The sequence below is a fragment of the Stutzerimonas decontaminans genome (assembly GCF_000661915.1).
GTDB lineage: Bacteria > Pseudomonadota > Gammaproteobacteria > Pseudomonadales > Pseudomonadaceae > Stutzerimonas > Stutzerimonas decontaminans.
Genome location: NZ_CP007509.1, coordinates 2099741 through 2123649, shown reverse-complemented (window position 1 = coordinate 2123649; position 23909 = coordinate 2099741). Strand labels below are relative to the sequence as shown.

Sequence of the window (23909 nt, the reverse complement as noted above, 5' to 3'; positions counted from 1 at the left end):
GTTGTAGCTCAGGAGTAAAAAGCGCTCATTTTGAGCGATGTTCGATACCTAGCGGTCGAATCGATTTCATGCCAGATGTTGCGAGGCCTTTCTCGCGCAATGCCAAATGGTCACCCTAGAGGTTCGACAATTGATCTTTGAGCAAGTCGTTTTATTGATTGCCACTGGTTTCGGGCTGGGGTCTTTACCCTGGATGCCTGGAACCTTCGGATCACTGCTGGGGATACCACTGGCGTGGTGGCTCTGGGGGCAGCCGCTGACAAGGCAACTGCTGGTCATCACCGCGCTGCTGGCGGTCGGCGTTCCGCTGTGTCACTGGGCCTCGCGTTGGCTTGGAGGCGGTGATGCCGCGCAGATCGTTGCCGACGAGTACTTCGCCTTTCCACTGGTTTTTTTGGGAGTGGCCACAACCCATCGATGGTGGCTACTAGGTGCGGGATTCGCACTGTATAGACTTTTCGATATCACCAAACCGCCCCCCATTGATTTCGTCGAAACCATTGGTGGTGGCTTGGGTATCGTTTTGGATGACGTGCTGGCCGCGCTATTGGCTTGGCTCGTTCTGCGTGGGACACAAGCAGTTTGGAGACGCCCGTAGCTCCAGCTCAAAGCCACCCCTACCGACAGTGATTCTAGGCCCAGTCACTCCGCTGCTGTCTGAAACGTTGCATAGGCCAAGATGCTCTCGGCTACAGGTCGACACCTCGTGTGCTGCTTTCTAGGACGACCCACTGGTCGGCTGTCATGAAACAGGTCCAACCTGCATCAGGTCAGTGTATACCGGTAGCGGCCGGTCGGACCGCAGGCTCTCTGGAGATTTCGATGTCGAAAAAGGCACTGACCCCGCCCTCTGCGGGCTTGCATTTCAATCCATTACGCGTGCAACTCGAACGGCTACGTAACGAGATGACGAGCGACGCCTGCCTGGCATCGCTGAAAAATATCCAGGTTCATGAGTGCTACAGGCAAAGCGCCGAGAACCTGCTGCAGTACCTATGTCTTCGTCGCCATGACCTGCGCGAGTTACAAGCGCAGCTTGCCGAGATCGGTTTGTCGTCCTTGGGCCGCGCCGAGGCGGCAATACTCGCAGCTGTGACATCGGTGATGGGCGTGTTGCAGCGGCTCGAAGAGCCGAATACCCAAGAGCCCAAGGCCCCTGAGCGTGGTCTCCACGAGGGTGAGCGTCTATTGGCGGCTCACGCCGACGCGCTGTTTGGAAAGGCCCGTGGCACGCGCTCGGTTCGAATCATGGTCACCCTCCCCTCTGAAGCGGCGCACAACCGCGACCTCATCGAAGCGTTGATCAAGGAAGGCATGGATTGCGCACGCATCAACTGCGCACACGATGACCCAGACAGCTGGCGTGCGATGATCGAGCATGTTCGTGCAGCGGAGAAAGCGCTTGGGCGCGAATGCAAGGTAGCGCTCGATCTCGCTGGGCCCAAGTTACGCACAGGCCCTATCGCAACGGCGCCAGGTGTAAAAAAGGTACGGCCCACGCGTGATTGCTATGGGCAAGTCATCAGCCCCGCCCACGTTCGTATTACATGGACGAATGCAGCCATAAACGAGTCCGATACCGACGCTTGTTTTATGGTTACAAGCGATAAAGCGCTGGCAGTCCGTGCAGGCGATACGCTTAGGCTGCGCGATGCGCGCGGCTCGAAACGAAAGATGAAGGTCATCGCGTCTGATGAGGAGGGGTGCCTGGCGGAGCTGAAGAAAACGGCCTACTTCACAGACGGCATGCAGATCAAGCAGCGTCGGGCAAGTAAGACCCATGGCCGAATGCGCCTCACAGAGCTTCCGCCACGCGAGCAGCATTTGACCCTGCGGGTTGGCGACCTGTTGACGCTGACTGCTGATGACCAACCTATTGATCCACCGAGCAACGACAATGCCGAGACCGCAAGGATAGGCTGCACACTACCGTACGTATTGGCGGCGGTCGCAGCGGGCGACCCTGTTTGGTTCGACGATGGCAAAATTGGGGCGCGGGTGGAGAAAGCGTCTGCCGATGCGCTGATCTTGCGCATTACCCAAATCGCACATGCAAGCGGCCGCGCCAAGCTGGCAAGTGACAAGGGCATCAACTTCCCAGACAACGCCCTCCCAGTCCGAGCACCGACCGAGGACGATATTGAAACACTGGCGTTTGCGGCGAAACACGCCGATATCGTTCAGATGTCCTTCGCAAACAGCGCCGAAGACGTGATTGAATTGATTGATCATTTGGAACGACTGGACGCGACGCACCTTGGAGTAGTGTTGAAAATCGAGACCCGTGCCGGATTCGAAAACCTGCCCAAGATGCTGCTCGCCGGCATGCGATTGCCACGATTTGGCGTCATGATCGCCCGGGGCGACCTGGCCGTAGAGACCGGTTTCGAACGTTTGGCCGAAATTCAGGAAGAGATGCTGTGCCTGTGTGAGGCAGCCCATGTACCAGTGATATGGGCAACCCAGGTTCTTGAAAGCCTGGCTAAGAAGGGAGCCCCGGCGCGCTCAGAAATTACCGATGCAGCCATGAGCGTTCGTGCTGAGTGCGTAATGCTCAACAAGGGGCCATACATTCTTAAGGCGGTGACAACCCTCAATGACGTGCTGCGCCGCATGCGGGAGCATCGCGCGAAGAAACGGGACTTACTTCGCTCGTTGCAAGTGGCTGGGCGGCAGGATGCAACCGGGGCGCTAAGCTGAAGGCTGCAGAAGGAAGGTGTCGCGGTCACTGGCAATGGTGTTCAGCAGTGCTTTTCTTCGAGTTATCACCCGTCTGCCACTCGTATCTGCAGGCCCCATCCCACCCATATGGACGGGATTTGACAGCACTTGGCTCGCCGATACTCGACAGCAACCTGCGGGCTCGTCCGGCTTTTTGGTTACGCCGCATGCGCGACCGGACCCGGTTCTCCCACCTGCGTTTTGGACTTCGCGGAGCGTGGAGACGCATCGAGCAAAAGTTGGAAGAGCGGCGTTCGAGGGCAGCCGACTGAGAGGTATGAGCGTGGCTGTGGAAGGAGCACCAGCCGGGCGAGCCGATTGACGCTGGCTTGCTTCGCTTCGAGCGTGCGGGCCCCGTCGCGACCCAGGAGACACTTATCTTTGACGCACTAAACCACAGCGCATCGCGACACTCGCTGGTTGTCATTCAAAAGTCAGCTTTGCTCCGGCGTAGAACGTGCGGCCGGGGGCAGGCTCGTAGTAGCGGCCGAAGTTGTCGTTGATACGCAGGTTGTCGTAGTAGTCACGATCGAACAGGTTGTCGATACCGATGTAGGGCTCCCACCGTTGATCCCCCCACTGCAGCCGCCAGCCCAGGCGGGCGTTGGTTACCGCATAGCCAGGCACACGATCGAGGTTGGCGTTGTCCGCGTATTGGCGGCCATAGGCATTGACGTTGACCCGTGCATACCAGTCTTCACGGTCGTAGCTGACCTCAGCGAAGAGGCTCTGATGTGGTATCCCCGGAATGCGGTTGCCGTCGTTGCCCTGGAATTGCTCGAAACGATAGCGGTTGTAGGCCCACGCCCCGGTCAATCGCCAAAAGCGCCCCAGCAACCAGTCTCCGCTGAGCTCCACACCGTCGCGGCTGGAGCGGCCCGCGTTGGCGTAGAAGGTGCGTCCATCGACTTCGGGGACCAACTCGTCTTCGATACGCATGCTGTAGAGGACCGCTTCGTAGCGCAACCCGGGATGCTCGCCCTTAATGCCAATTTCGCGGTTGACCGACTGCGCCGCGCCGAGCGATGGATTGAAGCCGCCCCCGGTTGGATTGGCCATTTCGTTGATCGTTGGCGTCTCGAACGAGGTCGCGTAACGCACGTACGCCACATGATGGGCATCCAGCTGCCGGCTCAGGCCCAGGCTGTAGTTCCAGTCTTCCAGGTTGCGCTCCCCCGAGGCATCGCCGTCGCTCAGGTAGCGGTCTTTGGCCTCGAGCCGCACGCTGTCATAGCGCAGGCCTGCGGTGAGCAACCAGGCATCGCCCAGGTTCACCTGATCCTCGATAAACACACCCCGGCTGTCTGCCGTTTCGCGCTGGCGCTGAGTAAGGACGCCGGTGATTCCGCCAGGCAGGTTGTCGTTTCGGGAGCGATTATCCCGCTGACTCTCCAGATCTACCCCGACGGTCAACTGATGGGGCAAGCCCGCCAGCTCACGGTGAAAGGTACGCTGGGCACCCACCCCGGCAAACCAGCGGTCGTAAGCTGTCTGACCATTGGAGCGCAGCGGCAGGCGGTTGCTGAACTCGCGCTGGCCGTAATAACTGCGCAGCTGGTAAGTATCGTCGCCTGCGCCCTTTCCATCCCAGACCAACGAAAGGCGTTGCTGCTGGATGGTCTCGTCTGAATCGAACTGAAGGCTTTGTGGCCGCGCCTGGGAACGATCAGCCCGGACCTGATCCAGGGTCAGCCCACCGGGGTCTTCGGCCCGGTTGTCAATTGCATGCAGGGTGAAACCAAGCGTGCCGCCCTCCCCCCGCCAGCGCAGCTTGCCGGTGAGGTGGTTGGTTTCGGCGGTCCCGTGGCTGCGGTAGCCATCGAGTTGCGTTGCGTTGACCGCCAACAATGCGCCCAATGCTCCGGTGCTGCCACTGGTTTCCGCGCGCATCCGGCGATAGCCCAGTTCGCCGCCCGTCACCTCGACCTGAGTGCGCGGTGTGTCCCCTGGCTGCCGCGTCTGAATCGCCAGAACGCCACCGGCGGCATTGCCGTAGATGGTCGACGAGGGACCACGAATCACCTCGATGCGCTCGACCAGCGAGGTATCGAGGCCGTCCATTTCGGTCTGCCCGTCAGGCATCGTCAAGGGCACCCCGTCGACCAGCACCCGCACGCCGCGCACGCCAAAACTGGAACGGGAACCGAAGCCGCGAATCGACAGGCGCATGCCCTGTGCCAGGTTGTAGCGGCTCTGCGAAAGCGCGCCCGGAACGGGCCCCAGCAGGCTGTCGAGGCTGAGCAACTGCTCGCCCGGATGGTCCTGCGCGTCGACGGCGGACACCGCCATCGGCAAGGTAAACCAGTCGGATTCCGCTCGAGGCGAACTCACCCACAGGGGATCGAGCGTGAGCGGCTCGCTCGTCTGGGCGAGCAGTGAACCGGATACCAACGAGAGCGATCCGGCGAGCAGTAGTCGATGCATGATTGAGCCTTGTTGTTATTGAGTGACGATGCTGTCACCGACCTCTGTTGAAAAGAGCCTGACCAGAGGACGCGATTGGGCAGCCTTGGAGCCCAGCGCTCCGGCACACGTATTTCAAAGTACAGAAACGACCGGAAGCGGGAAATCCTCCCTTAGCGTCATCAAGGCAACGCACATGCCAAGCGAGCCGGACGACTTCACCGTTTACCATTCATGCCCCCGAAACAGCCCTCAGCCCGCTGTCCTGCTGTTCCGGCAGTGCCTTCTGAATCGCCGCTCCGCATACAGATGGTGATCGCGCGGCCTGGGTGCGTCCTTTGCCCTGTCGCCAAGACGCGACAGTTGTCGCAGCCGTGCAACGGTCCAGGTGCGACAGACCGCACCAACCGTGGACGACCTGGATCGCGTCAGCCAGCGCCAGTGCTAGCTTTGCCGCCAAATTGGAACGCCTGGCACAGCGGTTGCTCTCTCCGGTTTAACTGCCCTGCGGGGCGGCCATAGCCAATAACAAGAGAGAGCCTTCGATGAATCAGTTCGATCCCTATTCGGGCCGACGGCCCACCGCTCTGCTTGGCGCCAGCCTTGCCGCGCTACTGTCCCTTCCGCTGCACGCCGCCGATGTAGACGGCCAGCGCATCGCCAATGCCGACGCAGAACCCGGCAACTGGATGAGCCACGGTCGCGACTACGGCGAGCAGCGCTACAGCCCACTGAAGAACATCACCGACGAAAACGTCGACAAACTCGGTCTGGCCTGGAGCTACAAGCTGGACATCGATCGCGGCGTGGAAGCCACACCCATCGTGGTCGACGGGGTGATGTACACCACCGGCCCCTTCTCCATCGTCTATGCACTGGATGCACGCACCGGCAAGGAAATCTGGAAATACGACCCCAAGTCCGACCGTTCCCGCGCCGGTGAGGCCTGCTGCGATGCGATCAACCGCGGCGTCGCCGTGTGGAAAGGCAAAGTCTACGTCGGCGTGCTCGACGGTCGCCTTGAAGCCATCGACGCCAAGACCGGAGAGCGCGTCTGGTCGGTCGACACCCGCTACGACAAGGAACGCAGCTACTCCATCACGGGTGCGCCACGCGTCGTCAACGGCAAGGTGGTGATCGGCAACGGCGGCGCCGAGTTCGGCGTGCGCGGCTACGTCACCGCCTACGATGCCGAAACCGGCGATCAGGCCTGGCGCTTCTTCACCGTACCCGGCGACCCGGACAAGCCGGTCGAAGGCAAGGGTATGGAGATCGCCAAGAAGACCTGGCATGGCCGCGCGTTCGTCGAGCAGGGCGGCGGCGGTACCGCCTGGGACTCCTTCGCCTACGACCCGGAGCTGAACCTGCTCTACATCGGTGTCGGCAACGGCTCGCTGTGGGATCCGATCTGGCGCAGCGAGGGCAAGGGCGACAACCTGTTCCTGTCTTCCATCGTCGCGGTCAACGCCGACACCGGCGAATACGTCTGGCACTACCAGACCACGCCGGGCGATGCCTGGGATTACACCGCCACCCAGCACATGATCCTGGCTGATCTAGAAATCGAGGGCAAACAGCGCAAGGTGCTGATGCAGGCACCGAAGAACGGCTTCTTCTACGTCATCGATCGCGCCACTGGCGAACTGCTCTCCGCCGAAAACATCGTGCCGATCAACTGGGCCAAGGGCGTCGATCTGAAGACCGGTCGCCCCATCGTCGATGATGAAGCCGCGGCCTACTGGAAGGGTGAGAAGAAGGCCAAGCTGGTCCAGCCGGGCTTCTGGGGGGCGCATGACTGGCACCCGATGTCCTATAACCCGAACACCGGGCTGGTCTACATCCCCGCGCACATCATGTCCGCCTGGTATGAGCACGTACCTGATGCGCCTGCGCGCAACAAGTTCAAGAGCATGTACCAGCTGGGTCTGAAGACCGGGATGATGCCCGAGGATCCTGAAGGCCTGGGCAAATACGCCGACACCTGGTCCGGCAAGCTGATCGCCTGGGACCCGGTCAAGCAAGAGCAGGCTTGGGAAGTGCCCTACGTCACCATCTTCAACGGCGGCACCCTGAGCACCGCCGGCAACCTGGTGTTCGAAGGCAGCGCCGACGGGCGGGTCATCGCCTACGCGGCCGACAATGGCGACAAGCTCTGGGAGCAGCCGGCCGCCAGCGGCGTAATGGCCGCACCCATCACCTACAGCGTGGACGGCGAGCAGTACGTGACCTTCATGGCGGGCTGGGGCGGTGCGTTCTCCACCTTTGCCGGCGCCCTCTCGCTGCGCGCCGGGGTGCAGCCCTACGCACAGGTGCTGACCTACAAGCTCGGCGGCACGGCTGAACTGCAGGAGCCGGCACCGCGCAAAGACGCCCCCGAGCCGCCACCGCTGACGGCCGATGCTGCGACGGTCGAAGCCGGCGCCAAGCTGTATGACGGTTACTGCTCGCAGTGCCACGGTATTCATGCGGTCAGCGGCGGCGTGCTGCCGGATCTGCGCATGCTGACGCCGGAAACGCACAAGCAATTCCTCGGCATCCTCCATGGCGCGCGCATTCCCGATGGCATGCCCTCCTTCGCCGAGGCGTTCGATCGCGAACAGATGGAGCAGATCCACCAGTACCTGATCAAGCGCGCCCACGACCGTCTCGAACACGGCCCGGACGACCTGCCGCAGCCCACCCAAAAAACGGCCAGCAACTGAGCACCAGGAGATCGACATGACTGACGCAATCACCTATCAGAACTATATCGACGGCAGCTTTGTCGCTTGCGACAACCTCGTCGAGGTGCGCAACCCGGCCACTGGCGCCCTGCTCTCACGCGTCCCGGAGTCCGATTCGGCCACCGTCGAGCGCGCCATCGCGGCCGCCCGCACGGCGCAGAAAGACTGGGCGAACAAGCCTGCGAACGAGCGCGCCGGCTATCTGCGCACCATCGCCAGCAAGATTCGGCAGAACGCCGAACGCCTGGCCCGCGTCATCACCGAAGAGCAAGGCAAGATCCAGAGCCTGGCGCTGGTGGAGGTGAATTTCACGGCCGATTACATGGATTACATGGCCGAGTGGGCGAGACGTATCGAGGGGGAAATCATCACCAGCGACCGCCCTGGCGAGAACATCTTCCTGTTCCGCAAGCCGCTGGGCGTGGTCGCCGGCATTCTGCCGTGGAACTTCCCGTTCTTCCTGATCGCCCGGAAGATGGCGCCCGCACTGGTCACCGGCAACACCATCGTCATCAAGCCCAGCGAGGAAACGCCGAACAACTGCTTCGAATTCGCCAAGCTGGTGGCCGAGACCGACCTGCCCAATGGCGTGTTCAACGTGGTCTGCGGCAGTGGCGCCGGCGTGGGCAGCGCCCTGACAACCAGCAGCGGCATCGACATGATCAGCTTTACCGGCAGCGTCGGCACCGGCTCACGGATCATGGCCGCAGCAGCGCCCAACGTCACCAAGCTCAACCTGGAGCTGGGCGGCAAGGCCCCGGCCATCGTGATGAACGACGCCGATCTCGAACTGGCCGTGACGGCTATTCGCGCCTCCCGAATTATTAACACAGGCCAGGTCTGCAACTGCGCAGAGCGCGTCTATGTTCAGCGCGGCGTGGCCGATCAGTTCATCGAACGCATCGCCGGGGCCATGGCCGAAACCCGCTATGGCGACCCTATTGCCCAAGCGGATGTGGAAATGGGCCCGTTGATCAACGAGGCCGGCCTGCGCAAGGTCGAGCAGATGGTACGGACCGCCCAGAACCAAGGCGCTCATCTGATCACTGGCGGTGCCGTGGCCGATCTCGGCCAGGGCTTCCACTATCAGCCAACCATCCTTGCCAATTGCTCACATGACATGGAAATCATGCGCCAGGAGATCTTCGGCCCGGTGCTCCCAATCCAGATCATCGACGATCTCGACGAAGCCATCGCCATGGCCAACGACTGCGAGTACGGCCTGACATCCTCGATCTACACGCGCGACCTCTCTATCGCGATGAAGGCAGCCGCCGGCCTGGATTTCGGCGAGACCTACATCAATCGCGAGAACTTCGAGGCGATGCAGGGCTACCACGCCGGGGTGCGCAAGTCCGGCATCGGCGGTGCGGACGGAAAGCACGGCCTTTATGAGTACACCCATACTCATGCGGTGTACCTACAAAGCTGAGTGAGTTGCGGTAATCCAGAACCCCGCCCCGGCGGGGTTCTTGTTATTTGGTCGAGCGACGACCAGCCCCAGATCCTAGGTGGACCGGGCGGCCATGCGCTCCGGGCCACCGAAAGCACTGAGTCGTAGTCAAGACATCATTTGCGCAGCGCCGCCAGGTCGTAACGGTGCAGCTTGCGATATAGGGTGGCGCGGTTGATGCCGAGGGAACGAGCCGCAGACGCGACGTTGCCACCGTGCTGTTCAAGTGTCGTTTGCAAAAGGGCCGCCTCGGCTGCATCCCGGGTCGTCGTCAGCGATTGTGCCGATGACGACCGCTCCACGGGCACCGACACGACTTCCGGCGGCAGGCAGTCAGGACCGATCATCCCGTCGTCGGCGAGCGCGACGGCACAGCGCAACACGTTGATCAGTTGGCGCACATTGCCAGGCCATCCATAAGTGGCCAGGCGTTCCATTGCGTCGGTGGTCAGCTCGATATGCTCATCCCCGGCCTCACGTGCCAGGACACGACGAATCAGGCCCCTACGATCCGCACGGTCACGCAAGGCGGGTAGCCTCACCGTCAAGCCATTGAGTCGATAGTACAGGTCCTCACGAAACTCCCCCGCAGCGACCATCGCTGGCAGGTCGCGGTGCGTCGCGCACACAAGCTGCACGTCCAGGGCGACCGGGGTCGAAGCGCCCAGCGGCACCAGCTCCCGCTCGGCCAGCACGCGCAGCAACCTCGTCTGCAAATGCGCCGGCATATCGCCGATCTCGTCGAGGAACAGCGTCCCGCCATTGGCCTGCTCCAGCTTGCCCTTCATTCCCTGCCGGCTGGCGCCGGTAAAGGTCCCGGCACGGTAGCCGAACAGCTCGCTCTCGATCAGCGACTCGGGGATCGCGGCACAGTTGAGCGCAACGAAAGGCCCATTTGATCGCGCGCTCGCCTGATGGATCGCCCGCGAAAACGCCTCCTTGCCGGTACCCGTTTCGCCAGTCAGCAGCAGCGAGATGTCGCGATCAAGCACGCGGCGCAGCTTCCGAACGGAACCTTGGAGGTCAGGATCTTCCCCTGCCAAGTGCTCGAGCGTCGGCTCTGCCGGAACCACCCTCACCCCGCGCTCATTTCTGGAGCGCCGCGTGGCGGTGGCCGGCATGCGCAGCGAGACCTCCAGTGCCGCTCCACCGGCTAAGCGCAAGGATGCACTGCGCTGGCCGACCTGGGTCAGGGTGATTAGCTCGTCCAGTGATATGGACAGGACATCCTGGACTGCTGCCCCCAGCAGAGGGATCCCCTGGGCGGCGGCTAGAAAGGACGCCCGATTGGCACCGAGGATGCAGCCCGCGCCATCGATTGCCAGCAAACGCTCGTTGCCCAGATCACCCGAATCGCCGCCCAGGGTCAGCATGGTGCAACTGGCATAGCGTTGACGGAAACTGGCGTTCTCGATCAGTCGCGCGTACAGGCTTACCAACTGGAGCGTCAGGTACTGCGCCTGCTTCGGCCCGCCGCTGTTGAGGCAGGAGGCATTGAGGCAGCCCAGCAATGCGCCCTGGGGATCGAATAGCGGCGCCACCGAGCAACTCAGCATGGCGTTGCTGCTGAGAAAATGCTCGTCCCGGTGGATGATCAGCGGCTGGCTGGCGGCCAGTCCGGTACCGATGCCATTGGTTCCCACAAGCGACTCGTCCCAGCAACTGCCAATCACCAGCCCCGAGTCCGAATAGGGGCTGTGCTGCCCTGGCAGTCTCGCGTCGAGCGTGATACCGCGGCTATCGCTGAGCAGCACCGCAAAACCCGCCGGGTTCAGGCGCCGCGCGAGGCCTTCCACGCCCTGGCTCGCAATCGCGAGAAAGTCATGGTGTTCCTCTTGATGCAGGCGGATCTCGTGGTGTTCAAGCTGAACATGAGAGGCAGGTTTAGCGGGATCGAGCCCGTGCTCGTAGACGCTGCGGTACCAGGATTCGGCAATCAACCGATCCGGATTGGAGCCTCGACCAGAGAAGTGCGTAGCAACAAACGCTGAGAGGTCGCTTGGAAGCTCAGATGGTGGGCGCGCGATCATGCGGGACTCCAAACCAGGCGCCGAGTCGGGCCGTGCGTAATTGTTCGTATAGGCAGGCAACGCAGCCAAGCCCAAGCCTAGCACGCCCACATTACTCCAAGACCGGCGATCTGCTCATGGGCGCTGCGAGGTAAATGTATCGGTATCACGCTCCATACGGATGGAGCAGCCCGTGTTCCGGACGGTACGTCTCGATGGGGTGAGGACATCGAGCGAAACCGAGGGTTGTCGATGCTTGGAGCGCCACGAAACTGGTGCGTCCGAGCAACACGAACTCGTCAATGGTGCCCTATACCGCGGCAGGGCTCCGAGGCTCGAAAGGCGAACCCGCGTTTCACGGTGCCCTTCGCCGCTCCGTTCTTTCTGTTTACCTACCGGTGCATCCTCTTTCAGGCCAGGTCTGGCAGCAGGAAGTTGCCGGGCCCTTGTTTATCCAGAGTAGGCACCTGGGCTTCGTCCTTGAGATCGACACCGGACAGTTGCCGCCGGCAGGCTTCGCGCATCAGGTACATCAGACGGAAGGCGGCCATGCCGTAGCTCAGACCCTCCAGACGGACATTGGAGATGCAGTTGCGGTAGGCATCGTTGAGACCAACGCGTGGGGCCCACGTGAAGTACAGGCCGAGGCTGTCAGGCGAGCTGAGCCCGGGCCGTTCGCCGATCAGAATCACCGTCATCTTCGCCCCAAGCCGCTCGCCCACTTCGTCGGCCACCGCCACGCGGCCCTGCTCAACGAGGGTAATCGGCGCCAGCGACCAGCCTTCGGCAGCCACCTGTTCGAGCACGCGCGTTAAAAAAGGCAGGCTGTGGCGGCTGACGGCAAGGGATGACAAACCATCGGCGATGACGATGGCCAGGTCATGGCCGCCCCCGTGTTGCTTGACGTGATCATCCAACAGCGCAGCGGACGCGTCGTCCAAACGCCGGCCCAGGTCAGGACGCTGCAGGTAGGTGTGGCGATCACTGGCAGCACTGTGCAGCAGCAGCGTGCCATGCCCCCGGGCGTGCAGTTCTTCACGCAGGGCTGCGTGGTCGAATGGCAGGTGCACAGCGTCGCGTGCCTGGGCATGGGCGAACTGGAAATCGAGCTGGGCGCCGGTCGGCAGGCTGGTGCCGGCACGGCCCAGCGCGATGCGCGCGGGGGTCAGCTGGCGCAACTGTTGCCACGGGTTCTCTGTGGCAGGGGCGTTATCGGTCATGCGTACCTCTGCATAAGTGAGCGAAATCAGGAAAGCTGTGCCAGGGCCTGGCGGAAGGCGGATGGCAGCTCGTTACCCAGGCGCAGTTGGCCGTCGTGCTGCTGGAAGATGCCCATGTGCGCCAGCCATTGCTCGAACTCCGGTGCCGCACGCAGACCGAGCACCTTGCGCGCGTAGAGCGCGTCATGAAAGGAAGTGGTCTGGTAGTTGAGCATCACGTCGTCCGACCCAGGGATGCCCATGATGAAGTTGATGCCGGCAGCACCGAGCAGCGTCAGCAGCATGTCCATGTCGTCCTGGTCGGCTTCGGCGTGGTTGGTGTAGCAGATGTCGCAGCCCATTGGCACGCCGAGCAGCTTGCCGCAGAAGTGGTCCTCCAGCCCGGCACGGATGATCTGCTTGCCGTTGTAGAGATACTCCGGGCCGATGAAGCCGACCACGGTGTTGACCAGGAAGGGATTGAAATGACGGGCCACCGCATAGGCCCGGGCCTCGCAGGTCTGCTGGTCGACATCGTGATGGGCGTTGGCCGACAGCGCGCTCCCCTGCCCCGTCTCGAAATACATCAGATTGTTGCCGAGCGTGCCGCGCTTGAGGCTCAGGCCGGCCTCGTAACCTTCCTGGAGTACCTTGAGGCTGATACCGAAGCTGGCGTTGGCCGCCTCGGTGCCTGCGATGGACTGGAACACCAAGTCCAACGGCGCGCCGCGTTCAATGGCCGCGATGGAGCTCGTAACGTGGGTCAGCACGCATGACTGGGTGGGTATTTCGTAGCGCTGGATGACGGCATCGAGCATCTCCAGCAGGGTGCAGATCGAGCCCATGCTGTCGGTCGCCGGGTTGATGCCGATCATCGCATCGCCGTTGCCGTAGAGCAGGCCATCGAGCGTGCTGGCGGCGATGCCTGCGGGATCATCGGTGGGATGGTTGGGTTGCAAGCGGGTGGACATGTGGCCGCGCAGGCCCATCGTGTTGCGAAAGCGGGTGACCACGCGAATCTTCTGCGCAACCAATATCAAGTCCTGGACACGCATGATCTTCGACACCGCCGCCGCCATCTCTGGCGTCAGGCCGGGGGCCAGGGCGCGCAGGCTGGCCTCGTCGGCATGATCGCCCAGCAGCCAGTCGCGCAGGCCGCCTACGGTCAGGTGGCTGACCGGGGCGAAGGCGCTGGCATCATGGCTGTCGATGATCAGTCGGGTGACTTCGTCGCGTTCATAGGGAATCACCGCTTCGAGCAGAAACTGCTTGAGCGGCACATCGGCGAGGGTCATCTGCGCTGCCGCGCGTTCGGCGTCGCTGGTTGCAGCGACGCCCGCCAGGCAGTCGCCAGAACGCAGCGGACTGGCCTTGGCCAGCACCTCGCGCAAGCTGTCGAAACGCCAGGTCTGGCCACCGATACTGTGGGAATAGGTTGCCATGGTCGGGCTCCTGTTTTCAGGGTGAACGGCGACCCGGCGAGCACGCTGCCGATGAGGGCGTTAGGCCTCTTGCGGCAGCAGTGGCCCGCTTTAGGGGTCGTCGGGGTTCAGGCGTGGGCGGCGGCTTTCGGGATCGGCAGAGAGCCGTCGTGTAGCGATGAGCCCGGATATTCATCCGCATCGATGATGCCGGCGGCGCGATCCTGCTGTTCCAGTTGCAGCGCCTTGGGTACCGACAGCCAGTAGGCAAGCCCCACGGCAGTGAAGCCGGCGAGGATCTTGCCGATCAGCACCGGTAGGATGATGGTCGGCTGGAAGTTGGCGGTGAACGACAGGTGATCGCCCAACAGGAAGGCCGCGCACACGCCGAAGGCGATGTTGATCACCTTGTCCTTCGGCGGCATGAAGCGCACCAGACGAAACATCGCGAGGATATTGGCGATGGTCGCCAGCATGCCGGCGCTGCCAACGGCGCTCAGGCCGACCCTGCCGCCGAGCGCTTCCAGCGGCCCACCGAGGTACTTGCGCAGCAGGTAGACCATTGGAAAGGCACCGGCCAGCATGATCCCGATGTAGCCGGCCGTCTCCAGCGCGCGGGTCTGATCCTCGGCGTCGGCGATGATCGGGTGGAAGCCCCAGCCCCCGAAGATCACGGTGAAGAAGCCCGTGAAGTACTCGACGATGGAGAACACCAGGACCAGTTTGATCATCGCATCAAGGCCGCGTCCGAAGGCGATAAAGCCCTTGATCATCAGATCCGGCAGAAAGCGCAGACCGGCTGCCAGTGCCACCACGAAGACAATGATCGGCAACAGGTTGGCGAAGATACCGCCAAGGCTCATTGCCAGCTGATAGGTGGCCTCACCGTTGGTGGCGACCACCTCGCGCACCGCGGGGTTGCTCAGCATCAGTACGACGCTGGCGATCAGCACACCGACTGGGATACTGAGGATGCCCGACATGATGCCCAGCGCCATGTACTTGTGGTCACGCTTGTCGAGCATGGCCAGACCCATAGGGATCGAGAAGACGATGGTCGCGCCGCCCATGAAGCCGGTGATCAGCGCCATGATCAGCGCTTCCTTGCTTTCAGTGAGCGCGGCGGCAAGGTGGTAGCCGCCCATGTCCGAGGCGATGATCATCGTCGCTGCCAGCGCCGGGTCGGCGTTCAGCGCATCGAAGAACGGTCCGAACACGCTTTCGATCAATACCGTCAGGTAAGGGATGGAGGCCATGATCCCGGCTGCCGGGACGAAGATGTGCCCCGTGGCATGGATACCCTCCATGAACTCGCGGCCGAGGCCTTTTTCGCTATCGCGAATGGCTGCGAAGGCCCCAAGGACCGCGCAGAACATGATGACGTAGAGGACGTAATTGCCGATCTGATCCATTGCTTTGCCCTTTTATTGTTTTTACCAGGCGCCAGAGACCCATCCTCAGCGGCAGCTACCGCTGGAGAAGGAATCACGGAGTTTGATGCGCCGGGGCTGAACGCACGCAAGCCAGCCCCGGTGTTCTGCGTTAGAAGAAGCCCAGCGGGTTGATGTCGTAGCTGATCAGCAGGTTCTTGGTCTGCTGATAGTGGTCGAGCATCATCTTGTGGGTTTCACGGCCGACGCCGGACTTCTTGTAGCCACCGAACGCCGCGTGCGCCGGGTACAGGTGGTAGCAGTTGGTCCACACGCGACCGGCCTTGATGCCACGGCCCATGCGATAGGCGCGGTTGATGTCGCGCGTCCAGACGCCGGCACCCAGGCCGAACTCGGTGTCGTTGGCGATCGCCAGAGCTTCGGCTTCGTCCTTGAAGGTCGCCACACCGACCACGGGTCCGAAGATTTCTTCCTGGAACACACGCATCTTGTTGTGACCCTTGATCAGGGTCGGCTGCACGTAGTAACCGGAGGCCAGGCCGCCTTCGAGCTTCTCGGCTGCGCCGCCGGTGAGGATCTGCGCGCCTTCCTGCTGAGCGACTTCCATGTAGGAGAGGATCTTGTCGAACTGCTGCTCGGACGCCTGGGCGCCAACCATGGTGTCGGTATCCAGCGGGTTGCCACGCTTGATCGCCTTGATCTTCTTCATCACCACTTCCATGAAGGGCTCGAAGATCGATTCCTGAATCAGCGCACGCGACGGACAGGTGCAGACTTCGCCCTGGTTGAAGAAGGCCAGTACCAGACCTTCAGCGGCTTTCTCGATGAACGCAGGTTCTGCATTCATGATGTCTTCGAAGAAGATGTTCGGGCTCTTGCCACCCAGCTCCACGGTGCTTGGAATGATGTTTTCGGCGGCGCAGCGCATGATGTGCGAGCCGACCGGGGTCGAGCCGGTGAAGGCGATTTTGGCGATGCGGGTGCTGGTGGCCAGCGCCTGACCAGCTTCGCGACCGAAGCCCTGGACGATGTTCAGTACGCCCGGCGGCAGGAGGTCACCGACGACTTCGATGAATACCATGATCGACAGCGGGGTCTGCTCGGCCGGCTTGAGCACGATGCAGTTACCGGCAGCCAGGGCCGGAGCCAGTTTCCAGGCGGCCATCAGCAGCGGGAAGTTCCACGGGATGATCTGGCCGACAACACCCAGCGGCTCATGGAAGTGATAGGCCGCGGTGTGCTCGTTGATCTCGGCGGCGCTGCCTTCCTGGGCGCGGATGCAGCCGGCGAAGTAGCGGAAGTGATCCGCGGCCAGCGGCACGTCGGCGTTCAGAGTTTCACGGACGGCCTTGCCGTTGTCCCAGGTTTCAGCAACCGCGAGCTTTTCCAGGTTGGCTTCGATGCGATCGGCGATCTTCAGCAGAATCAGCGCGCGGTCCTGCACCGAGGTCTTGCCCCAGGCATCGGCAGCAGCGTGAGCGGCGTCCAGCGCTTTCTCGACGTCTTCGGCGCCCGAACGCGGGAACTCGGCGATCACTTCACCATTGACCGGCGAGGTGTTGACGAAGTATTCGCCTTTGACCGGCGGGACAAACTCACCACCGATGTAGTTGCCGTAGCGCGGCTTGAACGATACGACGGCGCCTGCGGTGCCGGGTTGGGCGTAGATCATGGAAATCCTCCGAACGAACTCTTGTAATAATTGGTGCACTGGCCGAATCTCGACACGGCTCACGTTGATCATGAGTCAGTTTCATGAGCGCGACTTGACCCCAGACGGAGCTCTGCTGTCGTCGACGGTCAACTTCGTGGCGTAATGTCGCAGGGCTCAGACGCCTGCTTTGTTCTGCTGCGCGTTTTGGCGTGATGCTCTTTGAACACGTTGCGCGGCTATCCAGTGCCCCGCACGAAGCGCACGGAGCTTGGCTTCAGATCGCGAAAATACGGTTGGTGGAGACTTCGATGAGTTCCTTATTCGAGCAGACAGATTCGCCAGCCGGCCTGGCGCTTGTCACCAGCGGGCAAAGGCATGTCGGCGTGCTGGCCGCAGCCGCCAGCGGCCTGTGCGGCTTTATCGAGAAACAAGGCGGAGACCCCGAGCGGGTGCTTGGCGTGTCGGGCATTGATGCGCAATTGCTGCAGCATCCAACACTAAGCCTGGCGCTGCCCAACTACTGCCAGGTACTGGAAGAGGCGGCGCGCCAATCGGGCTGCGACAACTTCGGTCTGTACTACGGCCAGCAGTTCAAGCCGCAGGCTTTGGGGTTACTGGGCTATATCGGGCTGTGCTCGGCAACCGTCGAGCAGGCACTGATCAACTTCGCCCGCGCGTTCCCACTGCACCAGCGCAACAGCCTGATCCGCCTGGTCGATGAGGGGGACTGCTATCGCTTCGACTATCAGGTCCGTCACGGCGCCATCCTCTGGCGGCGACAGGATGCAGAGCTAACGCTGGGCATGGCGCGCAACCTGATCCGTCACGTGCTCGGCAGCCAATGGGCGCCACGGGCGGTGCACTTCGAACACCCACGTCCTGCGGATTGGCACGAGCACAGCAAGGTCTTCGATGCGCCGGTCTACTTCGAGCAACCGTACAACTCGCTGCTGATCCCCAAAGTGGGCCTGAACCGTGCCATGCCGGACAGCGATCCGATCCTGTTGATGGTCATGCAGGATTCCCTGCGCCAGCTCAGCCTGGCGGGCCGCGATGAGCCTGACGTCGTCGATGATGCACGCGCACATATTCGCCAGCGCCTGGTGCTGGGCGAGCCGGGGTTGGAGGATATCGCCGAGCAGATCGGCATGACCAGCTGGTCGCTACAGCGGCGCTTGCGCGAGCAGGGGCTGACCTTCTCTGCGCTGGTGGACAAACAGCGCCAGGAACTGGCGACCTACTATATGCGCCAGCAGCAGCTGCCCATATCGGAGCTAGCCCCCTTGCTGGGCTATTCGGAAACCAGTGCCTTTTCCCGTGCGTTCCGCCGATGGTTCGGCGTAAGCCCCCGCCAGTGGCGCCAGCACAGCGACCTGGTCAATACCAGGCAGCACTAGCTGACGCGGTTCTGCCCTGAGTATCAGGGCCCATCGTTCGATGTCGGCTGCCTGGGTACCGATCGCATTCAATTAATCGGAGACGGTGTTTGGTTACGTCCGACCGAAGCGCCGCCCGGACGAACGCACTCGCGCCGAGAGGCCCGTCGCGTCCGAACTGGCGCTACCTCTCCAGATCACCTCAAGCGCCCTAGCGATTAGCAGCTCGTTATGAATGCGATGCGCGACGAAGTTCACCACAACACTCTTAACCCTTCGCTACATTGGCCAACGTTGATTCAACGATCGATATCTGGACGAAACCGAGAAGGACTCTCATGTCAGGCAAACCTGCCGCTCGCCTGAGCGACCCAACCTCCTGCCCCATTCCTGGACATGGCACACCCGCCATCACGTCGGCTCCCCGGATGTGCTATTCAATAATCTCCCCGCTGCGCGCTTAGGAGACGTTGCCAGCTGCGGCCAGGCCATATCCGGCGCCTTCTCCTCCACTGTATTTATCAACGGCAAGAATGCCGCGATGCTGGGAAACACCTTGAGCGATGGCGGAGCCATCATCGGCGGATCGGGTGATGTGCTGATTGGCTGAGCGGCCTTCGCAGCGATGTGCAGGCCGCCCGGCTATCGACGCCCTGGATGTTGAGCGCGAAGGCAGCAGCATCCAAAGGGGAAGCGTATCGACTCACGAAGAACGTGTTCGGTTATGGTCGGTGCTGTCGGATGTCTTCGTCGACAACGAGATCGACTATCCCGGGATAGCACGGCAGCTGGCGGGATACGATCGTGCCGCGGTTAAGAAGGCACCCGTCTGCCGCTCGAACCTGCAGACGCCCATCCCGCCCATATGGGCGGCATTCGACAGCACCTGGCTTGCCGATACCATCGACATCAACCTGCGGGCTCGCAGGGCTTCCAGGCTACGCCACATGCGTGACCAGGTTCTGTTCGCCTACCTGCGTTTTCGACTTCGTGAAGCGTGGAGTCGCATCGAGCAAAAGTTGGAAGCGCGAGATTCGCGGAGAGCTGGCTGAAGGCTGTGGGCGGCTCTGGAGGGAGCGCCACCCAACCAGCGAGAGTCATCCCGTTGCAGAACGCATCTAGCCAGCAACAATTTCCATATCACTTCAGAAGAGAGCGCGCTTCGGAACACAGACGCGGCGCGCAATCAGCACTCTTAATCCGCCGTTAATCCTGCTTCTTGAAAATTCCCCGCTATATAAAACGACTGCATTTATGACCGGCTGATTGAGGTCAATGGGTCGCTTCGGTCGTTCGTCATAATCCCCGCTTGGCTGGGGACGGATTGCGGACCGACGAGACATGAGCGAACTGGATTACGGGCGCCATGGTTGAATTCACGTAAGGGAACATCAATGAAGCATTGGCAGCGCAACATCCTTGTTTTGGCCGTCGGCGGCGTTGCCCTAGCTTTCGCCATTAGTCAGGCGTTACCACACTTGCGCACGGTCAGTAGCGACACGACGGTCGATATCAACGACGCCGCGCTCATTGCGCGCGGTGAATATGTGGCCCGTACGGCTGATTGCGTGGCCTGCCACACGACGCTTGGGGGCAAGCCCTTCGCCGGCGGTCTGCCGATGTTGACGCCCTTGGGCGCCATCTATTCCACCAACATTACGCCAGACCGCGAAACCGGCATTGGTGGATACTCCTTCGACGACTTCCTGAATGCCACCAAGCACGGTGTACGCAAGGACAACAGCGCGCTGTACCCGGCCATGCCGTATCCGTCCTACAGCATCATGCCGGATGAAGACATGGCAGCGATGTACGCCTACTTCATGTCGGCCGTAGAGCCTGTCAGACAGGCCAACAAAACGAGCGAGCTGCCACCTGTGCTCAGCTGGCGCTGGCCGCTGGCCTACTGGCAGGCCCTGTTCGCTCCGGAGCGAGATTTCGTCCCCGAGACTGACGACCCGATACTCAACCGCGGTCAATACCTGGTCGAAGGCCCGGGGCATTGTGGCTCGTGCCACACGGAACGTGGCATCGGCTTCCAAGAAGTGGCGCTGTCGAACGCCGATTCGGATGAATACCTCAGTGGCGCCATCATTGATGGTTGGCGCGCCAAGAGCCTGCGCGGCGAGCACCGCGGCCTCGGTACCTGGAGCTCCGACGAGCTGGCTGATTTCTTCAAGACCGGCCGTACCGAAACCACCGCCGCCTTCGGTGCCATGGCCGAAGTGGTCGAGCACAGCACGCAGTACATGACCGGCGAAGACGTGCAGGCCATGGCGGCTTACCTGAAAACGCTCAGCCCCGCGCCAGGCAAGGAAGTCATGCTTCCAGCCAAGCAGGACGTCACCACCGCGAAGCTTCTGGATGGCGTCTACGACTCCCGCGGCGCCCTGCTGTACGTCGAGTATTGCCAGGTCTGCCATCGCGCCGATGGCAAAGGCGTGCCGCGCATCTTCCCCGCCCTGGACGGCAACAGCGCGGTGTATTCCCGGTATCCGGACTCCGTACTGCAGATCACGCTCAGCGGTGGACGGATGCCCGACACACCGCATGACCGCATGGCCTTTTCCATGCCGGCATTCGACACGCTCGCCGATGACGATATCGCGGAAGTCGTGAATTTCATCCGCAACAGCTGGACCAACCAGGCCAGCGAAGTGACCGTGGACGATGTCGTCGACATGCGGATGTTCCTGAGCAAAAAGCCGCGCGTTGGAACCGACCTTCCGCCGGACCTAGGCGCGACCCATACGGGGCAAGGAGTGCATGGTGAATAATCCATTTTCGATCGTTTTTGCCCGGTGCGGCGTCGGCCATGCGCGCCACATCGCCCTCCCCCTCACGGCGGCGATCGTGGTTGGCATCACGACAAGCGCCTGCTCCAAGCAGGAGCCAATCGAACGCAACGCGGCTCAGTACGACCTGGTCACCCTGGACGATGCAAACCAGAAGATCGGTCGCTATACCATTCCGCAGGACACCGCGATCGTCGACGAACCAAACGCCGATCAGATTTTCTATGGCAAGCGCCTGCTCAATGAAACCAAGCGTCTGCTGCCGGAGCATGTCGGCGCAGCCATGAACTGCAACAGCTGCCATATCGCCCAAGGCAAGATCCCGCTAGGCGATCCCTACATCAACAGCTACAACTTCTATCCGCGTGTCATGCCGCGGGCGGGCAAGGAAGTCGACCTGCAAGCACGCATCAACGGCTGCTTCCAGCGTTCAATGAATGGCAAGCCGGTACCGCGCGAGTCCGATGAAATGAAGGCAATGGTCGCTTACATGAAGTGGCTCGCTCAGAACACACCCAAGCATCAGCTGGTGGACATACGCAACGCCGGCGTCATCGACGAGAGCCTGGTGCCAGACCCGCAGCACGGCGAACAGATCTATTACGCCCAGTGCGCCACCTGCCATGGCGACAATGGTGAAGGCATGAAGGATAGCCGCGGCGACATCGTCTTCCCGCCATTGTGGGGCGAGGAATCCTTCAACATCGGTGCCGGCATGGCGCGCACCTACAAGGCGGCCGCCTTCGTCAAATACAACATGCCCATGGGTATTCAGACCAAGGGCCTTTGGGGGCATGGCAACGTCCTGTCCGATCAGGACGCTGTGGACGTCGCGGAGTTTTTCACGCACAAGCCGCGCCCCGACTTTCCCGGCAAGGTCAATGATTGGCCAAACAGGCCGAAGCCCAAGGATGCCCGCTACTAAGCTGCTGAAACGCCTGGCTCAGCAGCGGACATTTGAGCAATCGAGCCTCGAGGCCGCGATCCTGGGCCAGCCGTGCCTTGAAAAACATCAAAGGCGCAGCTTGTCCAAACCGCGCTGACCGGCCCACCAGGTATCCGAGATCCTCACGCCCGCAAGGATTTTCTCCTAATCACCCCTCTCCGGTCGTTTATCCTTACGATCGTGAGGATTGATAATGAAGGTTAGACTCGATTCTGAATCGGACATAGGCCCTCTCGTGCGCGCTACGCGCCAGGCACTTGGACTGCGCCAGGACAGGACGATACCGCAGGCACGATAGGCGTCAGCGGAAACTTCCTGGGCAAGGTCGAGCACGGCGACGACTCGGTGCAATGGAGCAAGCTGTTTCAGGTGCTGGACCAGTTGGGCATACGCCTCACCGCCGAGATACCGGAGCAAGCCAGAGCCCTGCACGAGGCCGAGACGAAAAAGCTCGAGACGCGCCGGAGTGAGGCGAACTGATGTCGCGTACGCTCGAGGCCTGGATAAACGACCAATTCGTCGGCACGCTTCACGAAGCAAACGGCTTGTGGGCGTTCGAGTATTCCAGGCAATGGCTGGCCCACCCGGATGCTTATCCGCTTTGCCCAGGCATTCCATTGGTCGAAGGGCTGCAACGCGATGGCGCCACTAGCCGCCCGGTGCAGTGGTACTTCGACAATCTGCTGCCCGAGGAAGGCCAGCGAACCCTGTTGGCCGGTTCGGCCCACCTCGATGCCCACGATGCCTTCGCACTGCTGGCGCACTACGGCGCCGAGTCTGCAGGCTCGGTGACGCTCCTTGCGCAAGGCACCTCCCAAGGGCCTCACGCCACCCATCCCCTGTCCGACGAGGCGCTGTCGCGGCGGATCCGGCAGAGCTCTGGAGCCGTCGCATCCCGGAGTAACGCAAAAAAGGCCCTGCCGGGTGCAGGGCCGGTCGACCGGTGCCGATGGCCGTTCTTCAACCGGTGCGGCACTTGTCAGCGTACGTCGCCGAATTCCGCTACTTCCAAAGCACATTCGGACTCGAAGGCGGCCCGAAGGGCATCAAGAAAGGCTGGCGCTTGCGGAACGCCGACCGAGCCGAAGGCGGTGACAGCGACACCCGGCGTCCAGGAATTCATGACGACCGCGCCAGCGAAGTTCGCCACGTCGCGGACGAAGATATCCTCATGCCGTTGCGCGATGCCGAGCACGTTCAGTTGGCGCTGGATCATCCCCATCATCGTCCCGACCAGTACTTGCGCTCGCGGCCAGACCACGGAGTGGCCATCCCAGAAGGCAAGATTCCAGATGGTCGCCTCGCCCAAGCGACCATGACGGTCTACAAAAGCCGCATCGTCGAAGCCCTGCGCCACCGCTTGTCGTAGATAGTGGGTTTTTGCACCTTCACCGACGTGCTTGATGGTCGGCAAGTATCGCTCGTGCTCGACCACGCTCAACCGAAGCGGTCCCCTGGGACCATTTGACGGCGGTCCAGTACGAACCAATAAGCTCGGCTCGGTGTCGCTGCTCCCCGCGGAGAATTCGCCCTCCGGTGAGTACGCCGTTACGGTGAGCGACTGATCCGGCGGGCCATCCTCGATCGCCCGTCGGATGCTGCGAGCAACGGTATCGTAGGATGGCGCTCGACCGAACAGGTCGATCGAGGCATTCCTCAAGCGTGCCATATGCAGATCTAGAGCCTTGATCCGACGCCCCCGCACCTGCAAAGCGGTGAAGTGGGCGAACCCTGAAAACGCGAGCGGCGCCAGGTCACGCACGCTTGCAGGCCCTTCGTTGAGAAGAATCGGATAGGTTTCTGAAAGTGATTTCATGG

15 protein-coding genes and 2 pseudogenes are annotated in these 23909 nt (G+C 61.8%); 10 read left to right on the top strand and 7 right to left on the bottom strand.

Translation table 11 applies throughout. The features are described from left to right. Nucleotides 1–106: 106 nt before the first annotated feature. Nucleotides 107–598: a phosphatidylglycerophosphatase A family protein gene (locus UIB01_RS09920; protein ID WP_051605070.1), complete on the top strand. Its 492-nt coding sequence runs from the start codon at nucleotides 107–109 to the stop codon at nucleotides 596–598. A gap of 224 nt (nucleotides 599–822) precedes the next feature. Further along, complete coding sequence (locus UIB01_RS09915; protein ID WP_038659580.1) at nucleotides 823–2700, top strand: pyruvate kinase; 1878 nt, start codon at nucleotides 823–825, stop codon at nucleotides 2698–2700. Nucleotides 2701–3144: 444 nt separating this feature from the next. Here UIB01_RS09915 and UIB01_RS09910 read toward each other — a convergent pair whose 3' ends face one another. Continuing rightward, entirely contained in the window at nucleotides 3145–5145 is a 2001-nt protein-coding gene (locus UIB01_RS09910) for a TonB-dependent receptor family protein (RefSeq protein WP_038659576.1), read from the bottom strand. A gap of 524 nt (nucleotides 5146–5669) precedes the next feature. Here UIB01_RS09910 and UIB01_RS09905 point away from each other — a divergent pair. Next, complete coding sequence (locus UIB01_RS09905) at nucleotides 5670–7826, top strand: PQQ-dependent dehydrogenase, methanol/ethanol family (RefSeq protein WP_051605069.1); 2157 nt, start codon at nucleotides 5670–5672, stop codon at nucleotides 7824–7826. Between the two features lie 16 nt (nucleotides 7827–7842). Then, nucleotides 7843–9279 (top strand): aldehyde dehydrogenase, encoded by a 1437-nt coding sequence (gene aldA / locus UIB01_RS09900; protein WP_038659573.1) that lies wholly within the window; start codon nucleotides 7843–7845, stop codon nucleotides 9277–9279. A gap of 137 nt (nucleotides 9280–9416) precedes the next feature. On the opposite strand, the gene UIB01_RS09895 is transcribed toward aldA, so the two are convergent. From UIB01_RS09895 to exaC, 5 genes are all read right to left on the bottom strand, one after another. After that, nucleotides 9417–11405: a sigma-54-dependent Fis family transcriptional regulator gene (locus tag UIB01_RS09895; RefSeq protein ID WP_369678954.1), complete on the bottom strand. Its 1989-nt coding sequence runs from the start codon at nucleotides 11403–11405 to the stop codon at nucleotides 9417–9419. A gap of 314 nt (nucleotides 11406–11719) precedes the next feature. Further along, nucleotides 11720–12529: an ethanolamine ammonia-lyase subunit EutC gene (gene eutC, locus UIB01_RS09890; protein WP_038659568.1), complete on the bottom strand. Its 810-nt coding sequence runs from the start codon at nucleotides 12527–12529 to the stop codon at nucleotides 11720–11722. A gap of 26 nt (nucleotides 12530–12555) precedes the next feature. After that, entirely contained in the window at nucleotides 12556–13950 is a 1395-nt protein-coding gene (locus tag UIB01_RS09885) for an ethanolamine ammonia-lyase subunit EutB (protein ID WP_038659565.1), read from the bottom strand. Between the two features lie 107 nt (nucleotides 13951–14057). Next, nucleotides 14058–15341, bottom strand: a complete 1284-nt coding sequence (gene eutH / locus UIB01_RS09880; protein ID WP_038659562.1) for an ethanolamine utilization protein EutH — start codon at nucleotides 15339–15341, stop codon at nucleotides 14058–14060. A gap of 130 nt (nucleotides 15342–15471) precedes the next feature. Next, a complete protein-coding gene (gene exaC / locus UIB01_RS09875; protein ID WP_014820275.1) occupies nucleotides 15472–16992 on the bottom strand; it encodes an acetaldehyde dehydrogenase ExaC in 1521 nt (506 codons plus the stop codon). 290 nt (nucleotides 16993–17282) lie between these two features. Between exaC and qhpR the strand changes: the two genes are divergently transcribed. From qhpR to UIB01_RS22740, 6 genes and pseudogenes are all read left to right on the top strand, one after another. After that, nucleotides 17283–18371, top strand: coding sequence for an AraC-like transcriptional regulator QhpR (gene qhpR, locus UIB01_RS09870; RefSeq protein ID WP_038659557.1), 1089 nt, complete (start codon nucleotides 17283–17285; stop codon nucleotides 18369–18371). A gap of 317 nt (nucleotides 18372–18688) precedes the next feature. Further along, a pseudogene (locus UIB01_RS22750) lies at nucleotides 18689–18957 on the top strand (PAAR domain-containing protein); the annotation flags it as partial. Next, nucleotides 18953–19402, top strand: coding sequence for a DUF7079 family protein (locus tag UIB01_RS09860; protein ID WP_230585305.1), 450 nt, complete (start codon nucleotides 18953–18955; stop codon nucleotides 19400–19402). The pseudogene UIB01_RS22750 and the gene UIB01_RS09860, both read left to right, overlap by 5 nt. Before the next feature lie 342 nt (nucleotides 19403–19744). Then, a complete protein-coding gene (locus UIB01_RS09855; protein WP_038659554.1) occupies nucleotides 19745–21127 on the top strand; it encodes a cytochrome c in 1383 nt (460 codons plus the stop codon). Further along, on the top strand, nucleotides 21120–22070 hold the full coding sequence (locus tag UIB01_RS09850; RefSeq protein ID WP_439900403.1) for a c-type cytochrome: 951 nt from the start codon (nucleotides 21120–21122) through the stop codon (nucleotides 22068–22070). Before UIB01_RS09855 ends, UIB01_RS09850 begins: the two co-directional genes overlap by 8 nt. 500 nt (nucleotides 22071–22570) lie before the next feature. Further along, a pseudogene (locus tag UIB01_RS22740) lies at nucleotides 22571–22876 on the top strand (HipA N-terminal domain-containing protein); the annotation flags it as partial. Between the two features lie 194 nt (nucleotides 22877–23070). Here UIB01_RS22740 and UIB01_RS09840 read toward each other — a convergent pair. Next, complete coding sequence (locus UIB01_RS09840; protein WP_038659548.1) at nucleotides 23071–23907, bottom strand: aminotransferase class IV family protein; 837 nt, start codon at nucleotides 23905–23907, stop codon at nucleotides 23071–23073. Nucleotides 23908–23909 lie beyond the last annotated feature (2 nt).